The organism is Vibrio sp. V42_P2S4T144 (genome assembly GCF_009904715.1).
GTDB classification, from domain to species: Bacteria; Pseudomonadota; Gammaproteobacteria; order Enterobacterales; family Vibrionaceae; genus Vibrio; species Vibrio alginolyticus.
The window spans coordinates 1-9065 of record NZ_WXWS01000057.1; the positions used below are offsets into that span (position 1 = coordinate 1).

Annotated in this window: 9 protein-coding genes; 1 reads left to right on the plus strand and 8 read right to left on the minus strand. The window is 45.1% G+C overall.

What is annotated here, in order from left to right; all coding sequences use genetic code 11:
• The first annotated feature begins 109 nt into the window (after positions 1-109).
• Positions 110-1696 (plus strand): AbgT family transporter, encoded by a 1587-nt coding sequence (locus CAG68_RS01810; protein WP_005380301.1) that lies wholly within the window; start codon positions 110-112, stop codon positions 1694-1696.
• A 106-nt stretch (positions 1697-1802) separates the two neighbouring features.
• Here CAG68_RS01810 and CAG68_RS01815 read toward each other — a convergent pair whose 3' ends face one another.
• The 8 genes from CAG68_RS01815 to CAG68_RS01850 form a co-directional block, all read right to left on the minus strand.
• The gene (locus CAG68_RS01815; RefSeq protein WP_086046981.1) at positions 1803-2876 is read right to left on the minus strand and encodes a hypothetical protein; all 1074 of its coding nucleotides are present in this window, start codon (positions 2874-2876) and stop codon (positions 1803-1805) included.
• Positions 2873-3985 carry an ATP-grasp domain-containing protein gene (locus CAG68_RS01820; protein WP_161440719.1) on the minus strand — a complete coding sequence of 371 codons (1113 nt, stop codon included), beginning with the start codon at positions 3983-3985 and terminating at the stop codon, positions 2873-2875. The genes CAG68_RS01815 and CAG68_RS01820 overlap by 4 nt, the downstream gene beginning before the upstream one ends.
• On the minus strand, positions 3973-5241 hold the full coding sequence (locus tag CAG68_RS01825; protein ID WP_172840020.1) for a F390 synthetase-related protein: 1269 nt from the start codon (positions 5239-5241) through the stop codon (positions 3973-3975). The genes CAG68_RS01820 and CAG68_RS01825 overlap by 13 nt, the downstream gene beginning before the upstream one ends.
• Complete coding sequence (locus tag CAG68_RS01830; protein WP_017820759.1) at positions 5229-6092, minus strand: MBL fold metallo-hydrolase; 864 nt, start codon at positions 6090-6092, stop codon at positions 5229-5231. The genes CAG68_RS01825 and CAG68_RS01830 overlap by 13 nt, the downstream gene beginning before the upstream one ends.
• Entirely contained in the window at positions 6061-7047 is a 987-nt protein-coding gene (locus CAG68_RS01835; RefSeq protein ID WP_053349821.1) for an NAD-dependent epimerase/dehydratase family protein, read from the minus strand. Before CAG68_RS01835 ends, CAG68_RS01830 begins: the two co-directional genes overlap by 32 nt.
• Positions 7044-8033 carry a ketoacyl-ACP synthase III gene (locus tag CAG68_RS01840; RefSeq protein WP_172840021.1) on the minus strand — a complete coding sequence of 330 codons (990 nt, stop codon included), beginning with the start codon at positions 8031-8033 and terminating at the stop codon, positions 7044-7046. Before CAG68_RS01840 ends, CAG68_RS01835 begins: the two co-directional genes overlap by 4 nt.
• Positions 8034-8227: 194 nt before the next feature.
• Entirely contained in the window at positions 8228-8677 is a 450-nt protein-coding gene (locus CAG68_RS01845) for a YaiI/YqxD family protein (RefSeq protein WP_005380310.1), read from the minus strand.
• Positions 8674-8967, minus strand: coding sequence for a hypothetical protein (locus CAG68_RS01850; protein WP_033905520.1), 294 nt, complete (start codon positions 8965-8967; stop codon positions 8674-8676). Before CAG68_RS01850 ends, CAG68_RS01845 begins: the two co-directional genes overlap by 4 nt.
• Positions 8968-9065 lie beyond the last annotated feature (98 nt).

Here is a 9065-nt window from a genome sequence, read left to right on the forward strand (position 1 = left end):
CAGTTTGTAACATTTAGGGCTTTTATTTGACCTTCTACTCAAGTACCCTTCGCACGCTTTTTGACATTTTTGTCACATTTGCATAGGAATAAAAACAAGGAGGGAACAGATGAGTTCATCTGATTCAATTAAACAAAACTCGCCTAAGAAGCCGCTGTTTACGCGCTTTTTGGATACTGTCGAATATTTGGGGAACTTATTACCCCACCCGATCACACTATTTGCCATTTTCTGTTTAGCCATTCTGGTGATGTCGGGTATTGCAGGATACTTCGAAGTTTCCGTAGTTGATCCTCGTCCTGAGGGTGCAAAAGGTCGTGCCGCGGATGGCATGATTCATGTCGTTAGCTTGCTTAACGCTGATGGCCTTGAACTAATCGTTACCAATCTAGTGAAAAACTTTGTCGGCTTTGCACCTTTGGGTACGGTATTGGTTGCGATGTTGGGTGTTGCTATTGCTGAATACTCAGGCTTGCTATCTGCAGCAATGCGTGGCTTAGTCATGGGTGCATCACAACGCATGGTAACAGTGACGGTCGTTTTCGCGGGTATCATTTCAAATACGGCATCAGAGCTTGGCTATGTGGTACTTATTCCACTGGCTGCAATGCTGTTCCATTCTTTAGGTCGTCACCCACTTGCCGGTCTTGCTGCGGCGTTCGCTGGTGTATCTGGTGGTTACTCAGCAAACCTACTTATTGGTACGGTTGACCCGCTGTTGTCAGGCATTACTGAAACGGCGGCGCAAATGATCGACCCAACTTACACTGTTGGTCCAGAAGTTAACTGGTACTTCATGTTTGTGTCGACATTCTTCATTGCAATCACAGGTGCGTTTGTTACTGAAAAAATTGTTGAGCCAAAGCTTGGCAAATACAGTGAAGAAGAAGCCTCAGAAGATTTGTCGAACGACAAAATGGGTGGCTTAACAGACATTGAGAAGAAAGGCCTAAAACTAGCAGGTGTTGCTGTACTGGTTGTTTCAGCGCTGCTTGCTTGGACGGTTGTTCCAGAAGACGGCATCCTACGTTCTGATGCAGGTACAATTGCAGGTTCACCATTCCTGAAAAGTATCGTGGCATTCATCTTTGTGTTCTTTGCTATTCCAGGCTTTGTGTTTGGTAAAGTTGTTGGCACGATGAAGACGGATCGCGATGTAATTGATGCAATGGCGAAATCTATGTCTTCTATGGGCATGTACATTGTATTAGTTTTCTTTGCGGCTCAGTTCGTTGCTTTCTTTAAATGGACTAACTTCGGTCAGGTATTCGCGGTTGCTGGCGCTAGCTTCCTGCAAGAAATTGGCTTAACTGGTCCAATGTTGTTCTTTGCCTTCATCCTGATGTGTGGATTTATCAACCTAATGATTGGTTCGGCATCGGCACAGTGGGCAGTAACGGCTCCGATTTTTGTTCCTATGTTGATGCTTGTTGGTTATGCACCGGAAACGATTCAGGCTGCTTACCGAATTGGTGACTCGACGACAAACATCATTACTCCAATGATGAGCTACTTTGGTTTGATTCTTGCCGTAGCGACTCGTTACATGAAGAACTTAGGTATCGGTACGCTGATCGCGACCATGCTACCTTACTCAATCTGCTTCATTGTAGGTTGGAGTGTGCTGTTCTACCTATGGGTATTCGTATTTGGTTTACCAGTAGGCCCTGGCGCAGCAACATACTACACACCGTAGAAAACGGTTACCTCACACAGCTCCATTATAAAAAGCCTGCGAACGTCGCAGGCTTTTTTATCAATTGAGACTGTGTACGCAGGCTTACCTGATTATAGATGTCGGTTTATAGCTGAAAACGCATCAACAAAGGGCGATAAAAGTGCTGAGTGAGCCAGCACAAGCTTTTCCAAATTATGCGTTTGTACCAAGGTAAGTGCGCAATATAAACATAGCTAAATTCAATTTCTGGCCGGGCTTTTCTGTTGCGTTTAAAAGCCGGAGCGCCTGAGCTCATATTAAAGCGACGCTGGTATATCATTGCATGGCGGATGGTATAGGCCGATATTCGACGATACAATGCGAGGCGTTGTGGCTTATTGGTATCGTAGCCAAAAATTGGGCAAGTCATATCATTATCAATTTCTACAATGCCTAACGTAGCCAGCATCTCTTCTTGATAAAACAGTCCCACTAAATGTACTAATTTGTTCTGGCTCGCCTGTTTTAAATATTGGCTTGAAAACTGGATGTTATTGAGGCTGTATTTATCAAGGTAAAGCATGTCATATAACTCTTTGGCACGCTGAAACTCTTCATCAGTGGTCAGTGGCCTAAACTGCCAATCTTTATCATTAAGCAGTTTGAAGTCTTTCGTTAAATCTCGGTTGAAGCTGAACGCTTGCCAATCATCAAGTAAATACACTTGTCGTGTTACCAAGCTTTGCCATTTTGGCTGCTTCAATCGCTGAATTAAGTGTGAATGCTGACGCTGGTTGAGGGATCGAAGCACCAAGGGAAAGGTGGGGTATTGATCGAGTGCGACGCGACGCAGTTCATCGAGATTTAAGGCTGCCCATTGTTCGCTATACATATTGGTGGACAAGCACTGATTGTTGAGCGTTTGGACTTGATCCAATCCAGCCAATGATAAGATTGGTTTAGTCATATTAATAAGTAACTTACATACCCATCGAACAGCCACATTTTTGACTTTGTGAAGCTCTTCTTCGGCGTAGCCACTAAGCAGTGTCATAGGGGACACGGCATAACAGTTGTTTGGTATTTTTGGTGTTACGGAGTAGGGAATGGCAACATCATCGATATAGTAGCAACCAAAGCTTGCTGTGCATTCATCAATGGGATTCGACTGCATAAGAGTGAAAAAAGTTTTATGCCATTCTTGAGAGGAAAGTGTCATGAGTTCAATGCCTCTCCATTCCACTCAATATCAACGGTAGAAGCGTCGCTCCACTTCGTCTTGTTCTGCCTAGCTAACCGGAGTAATTCAAACATACTCCGGATTTGGCTCCCGGCCGGTAAGTTATGCTGTTGCATCACATTCACTCCAGACCACCAATCTTGCCAAGTTCGAGCCTTGAACAGGGATAATCCACCTTCCGCGATGAGTGTTATTGGACCTAAATGATGCAATCGCTGCTTGGAAGGACTGGTAAACTCCATATTAGGAAGCAGTTGGTTGCATCGAGACGAGAGTAGGTGCAAACCACTGGTGGCTCTTGGGTTACATTCAATCACGTAGAGTTCATCTTGTGATTTGATGAAGTCAAACGACACTTGCCCATGATAAGTATGACGTTTACCAAAAGCTGCGATAAATGTATCTAGTCGTTCGCACGAGATCGGCTGAAAAGCACTGGCGGCCGAGCCGTTTACACAGTATTTCGGCACATAAGCTTGGTGTGCTTTAAGGTCACCATGTTCAAAAATGGCATAGTTACACACCGGAGTCCCATGGATTTTTTGTTGCTGAACCCAAGGGTAAAGGGGCGATATCGTGGCGGCAGAAATAGACTGAGTTGTCACATCTCTTATGACTTGCCCGCCAAACCGAGAGTAAACGGGCTTTAGAACGGTTCTCTTATTAATTTCAATCTCACTTTTATCAGCGACCAAACGAGTTTTTGGAAGTGTGATTTCTGGCAAACTTTGAAGCTGTTCAAAGACGGTCAACTTGTTGTGCAGGGCATTGAGTAGTCCCACATTGGGCAGAATAAAATCTACTTCTGGGCATTGTTTGGCAACATGAGCCAAGTAATACACTTCTTCACAAGTGGGTATCACCATATCAATACGCATCTGAGTAATGATTTTTAGGATCTGCTGTTGATAGGTGGGAAACGCAAATCGAGGCGAAGCGGTGGGGATATAAGACTCGATGCCTCGCAAAAACGATCCTAGAGGTTTTTTTAGCGAATCGGTGAGAGTTACGTCATGTCCATGATGCATACACATGGTTGCCCACTCTAGTGCAACTGGTGATCGGGCTCCGGTGATTAAGACCCGCATATGTTCACCACACGTCGTTGTTTATTCATTGGCGTCCAAATAGGCGCAGGGCGGTAACTAAATCTGACAGGATCAAGCCGCAATTGGTCAAACAACTTTATCAAGGCTTGATGTATAACCCGATGGTGGTGAACATCCGCTTCAATTTGAATGGCTTGTGACCCTGTTTGGGTGATTCGGTAATCCACGCGACTTTGGGCGGATAGTGTTATAGCGCGGTAGATGAGATCTGGTAACACCGTCACTGGGACGTGGTTTGCGTTTAGCGTGAGGCGATCACCACATCGTCCGGCAATTGCGCCAAGAGGTTCAAATACGCCATTATCCTGTTTATTCTCAATAATATCGTCGAGCTGATAACGAATAATTGGCTGAGTTTTACGACGAAAATCGGTAATGATTGGGCTGTAATGAGTACGTTCGGTATTCAGCCAATGTTTTTCGATGTAAACAACATCTTGATTCCAGCGCATTTGTCCATGCTGATCCGTACATGCAAGAAAACCTTCAGTACATTGATAGACTTCATGGAGTTCGCTGTCGAACCGTTGAGAAATAAAGTGACGGTCACTCTCGGTTAGGACTTCTGCACCAGAAATGATCCGCTGTGGTTGAATTGCGGGTTGACCAAATTGACCGCTGAACTGGGCGCAGAGCTGAAGAGCTTGCGCACTACCAACCAAAAGCGTGGGTTGGAACTCATCCAGCTCTTTTATCCATTCTTGGTAAGGTTTGGTTAAATCGGCATAAAAAAATGTTACAGGCCCTTTCGCGACGGATTTATACAGTGGGCTGTTGGCGCGCAAGGCTAGAGCAATTCGGTGTTTTTGCCATAGGTTGGGCAACAGGCGAGCCAATATATTGCCAGCCCATAGTTGTGTTTCCTGTTTGTCAGCAAGAAACAACCCGCGCATGCCTGATGTGCCCGAAGAAAGCCCAACAGTAACATCGCCAACTTTCGAAGCGGCAAAGTTGCGTGACTGCTCTGCTTTGAGTGCCTGCTGCATTAACTGTTCAGCATCTAAGCCCTTCGTATTCAACTCTGAAAGGTTCTCCATCATGGTTTGCTTATTCATGATAGGGAAATCACTGAGTGGTGCACCTTGAAGTGAGCGGTAATACGGTGAATGGCGGCATACCCAATCCAAGTGTTGCGTTAAGTGTTGTTGCTGCCATGTTTCGACTTGTTCCCTTGAGCCGAAGGGGCGGTAGCGGGTTCGCCAGAATTCTGAGATAAGCGTTCTCACTTCATCCATCCTTCTTTGATTAGCTGCTGGATAGTTTCCTGACAATGTGAAGGCACGAAGCGAACAAAGTGGTGGGTTTGTTGGTAGCAACTTCTCAACTCGGAGAGGGTGTTTTTATAGGCTTTTGTATCATCGCAAAGCATGTTCGCCAGCCAATGTTGATCGATATTTTCACTCAAGCTCTCGATTAACCAGCATGCATCGGCGAGTAAGAACAGCCAACCTTGGTCTCTTTTAACCAGCAAGCCCACTTGGCCAGCTGCATGGCCTGGCAAGCTAACCATATAAATAAATCCATCGTCGAACATGTCTTTACAGAGCAAATTAACACCTTGGCACTGAGGAAGAATTTGGCTAATTGATACAGAAAAGTCACTATGAATGAATAAGTTAGATTCAAGTTGTGGAGGAAGTAGAGCTTTTAGGTATCCTTTTCTTACGCCTCCAATTCGACCACTTTTAGTAATTGCATCCACCCCTTTTTGTTGGCAATGCAATTGAGAGTGGGAAAACTCAGACACGGCAGCAATGTGATCAGCATGGAAGTGGGAAAGTACTAAGTGTTCAATATCATGAGGTTTGAGACTTTCTTTTGCTAACTGCGCAACAATTCCGTGTTCTTTTTTATAGCGACAAGGTGTTGTCCAAGCATAAAAACGTTCAGGGAAGGGGCGAGTCGCGCTAAAAAAATGCTCGTGATATCCCGTGTCAAACAGGATGTTGCCTTGTGTTGGGTGCTGAATTAACGCAACGGCTGCCGGAAATGCTCTAGGCTTGATACCAGAACCTGGTTTGACAACAAAGCCTGGGTGTACGCAGTGTCCAGCCTCAAAGATTTTTATTTTTAGACCAGTTTGCATACTGCTGTATTCCTTCTTGAATTGAAAAAAGCGGTTGGTAATTCAGTGTTTGTTTCGCCTTGCTGATATCCAGAGTTTGATGATAGTTAAACAATCCTGCGCTGTATGAGGTGAGCCTTGGTTCTGGCTGATGTGGTAAGTGCCTTCGTATTTGCTCACTGAGCTTTAATAATGGTGATACAACGCCGTATGGTAATGATTGTAACGTTACTTTTAGGTTTAACCCCTCACATAAAGCTTGCAGAACAGTCTCAATTGGCATTGGTTCGTTGTTGGAAATGTTGAACACATCACCATGCTGAAGTTGGCCTGCCTGAGTGCAAGCGAGCATCGCTGCATGGGCAACGTTGTCTACATAGGTCAGATCAACCACAGGATTTCTACCCGATGGCAGAAGCAGAGTGTTGTTTTTTATCGCCTTAAGCACTCTTGGGATAATCGCGCGATCATTGGGTCCAAAAATGCCACGCGGTCTTAAAATGATCGCTTTGCTTTGGCCTTTTACGGCTTCAATTTCCGATAGGTATTTTGTGTGTGCGTAATCATTACACCAGTATGAAGCTATGGCGTCGGTTTCTCGAATATTCCAACGGTCTTGATGGTCAAAGTAGACGCTGGTGGAGGAAATATGGATAAAACGCGAGATTTGATAGGTATTAGCCGCATTGACGAGGTTTTTGGTGGCATCTACATTGGCTTGATAAAACGCCTGCCACTTTCCCCATGGGCTTGAGAGAGCGGCACAATGGATGATTGCATCCATACCTTGGCATACCGCATGAACTGCTGAGTGGTCTCTTAAATCGACTATATGTGGGATAACATCGAATTGCTCGGCGAGTTGTTTAGCGATGACTGTATTTCGTGCTGTAAAGTGCAGTTCATGCTGCTGGTGAAACATTCTCAGAATTGCGCTACCCAACATCCCGCTGCCACCAGTGACCAATATCTTCATAGTTTTAGCACTCCCATCCCTAGTGACAACCCTGCGGCGGTACCAGCTAATAACACATGTTTTCCTGCGGCTTCTGGCTGATTACGCAGCCAGTGTAAGTTAATTGGGAGTGAGGCGGCGACTTGGTTTCCCAAAGTCGAAAAGTGATTAACGGTTTTCTCTGTTGGTAGCCCGGTGAGTGAAGGCAGTTTTTTTAATCCATGCGCGCTGGCTTGATGAGGAAGAAAATAATCAATATCGCCGAGTGTTACCGGAGAGGCGTCAAACCCTTTTTTTAGAAACGCTGGTAAGGCTTTACGCACATGTTTAAAGAGTGCTTTGCCCTCCATCTCAAACTGGCAACTTTTTAAATAGGCTTGATGCTCGGAGGTATGCGGATTGATATGACTACCTCCGCCCTTAATTTGACAAAATGAATACCCGGTATGATGCGTTTCAAAGTGACTGGTGAGCAATCCATCATCGTTGTGTTCTTCGAGCAAAAATGCGGCGGCACCGTCCGCGAATAAGGTTGCAACTTCTGGTTTGAGCGTAAAATTTCGATTCAGTGTGATGCCAGTGGCGAGTTCGCTGGTGACAATAAGAATCCGACGGTACCGTTTTGCTAAGAATAGACTCTGAGCAAGATCAAGCGCAGAGAGAAAGGATAAACAGGTGCTGTTCAAATCAAAGCTTTCTAGCCATGTTGGAGCGTCTAACGCGGCGAGAACCGCTGAAGCGTCGTAGGGTAGAGACTGGTGGTGTGTACCGCTAGCGTAGATAAGGAGATCAACGGAGCTTAAGGTATGTGTGTTTCCTAAACACTGCTCTATTGCCTGCACCGCCATGTAAATAGCGGTCTCTTTTGTATTGGCTACATGACGATATTCAACGTCGAATTTATTTCGGCAGGTCCCTGGCGCTAATTTTAGGAAGTGATCCATCTCTCGATCAGACCATTGATTCGTTGGCAGGTAGCTTCCACTGGAAACGATGTTAAAGCCCATTATTCTCTATACACTTATTAAAAACGTCGTTCAAAATAAACCACGTTGCATATTGAAGCTATGGTGAGCGAGATGAAAAATAAACAGAACAAAACAAATGGGAGTAAGAGCACGCTTTGGGTGCAATGCTGAGAATGAATTTTCAGGAATGAGCCAGGCTTTTATTTGCTGGCTCAATATGAATAGAGTGAGGGTTACTTCTTAAATTTCGCCAAAATACGATCCAAATGGTTTGCAAATTCGCGTCGATCGGTTTGAGAAAGCGCGGCGGGCCCACCTGTCTGAATTCCGCTTGAACGCATGGTTTCCATAAAGTCGCGGATATTTAGGCGAGCTTTGATGGTGTCTTTTGTATAGAGCTCGCCACGAGAACTGAGGGCTTGAGCGCCTTTAGAGATAACCTCATCTGCAAGCGGAATATCTGACGTGATCACCAAATCGTTGGCTTCTACACGCTTGACGATTTCGTTGTCTGCGATGTCAAATCCCGCAGGGACTTGTAGCGAGTGGATGTTGTCTCTTTTCGGCACAGGGACAACGTGGTTAGCGACAAACGTACATTCAATCCCCGTACGCTCGGCGGCACGCACAATGGTTTCGCGAATAACTTTCGGACACGCGTCTGCATCTACCCATAACTTCATGATGATTTCTCACTGAGTTTCGCTTCTAACTCTTCAATACGAATGGCTAGCATTTTTACGGTGTGTTCTAGGGCTTCAAGACGATCATTATCGGTGTGGTGTTGTGCTGCGATTTCAACCTTGGGTACGCGTTGAGCACTCTTCCAACTTTTTATTGCGGTGATTAACGCTGGCATTGGAACTGGCGTTTTCAATCGTGCTTTCACTAACGCTACGGTTGGCTCTTTTCCTTGTTGTTGCAACTGTTCCATTGCCGCTTCTAATTCTTTAGTAACGTCTTGAGTTAACATTTTTAATCCTTAACAACGATATATCTATCATCATACGTTGAGTGCGCTAATTTGGCGAATGGCATTTTGGAGAGTGTAGTGTGAGAGATCTCTTACAT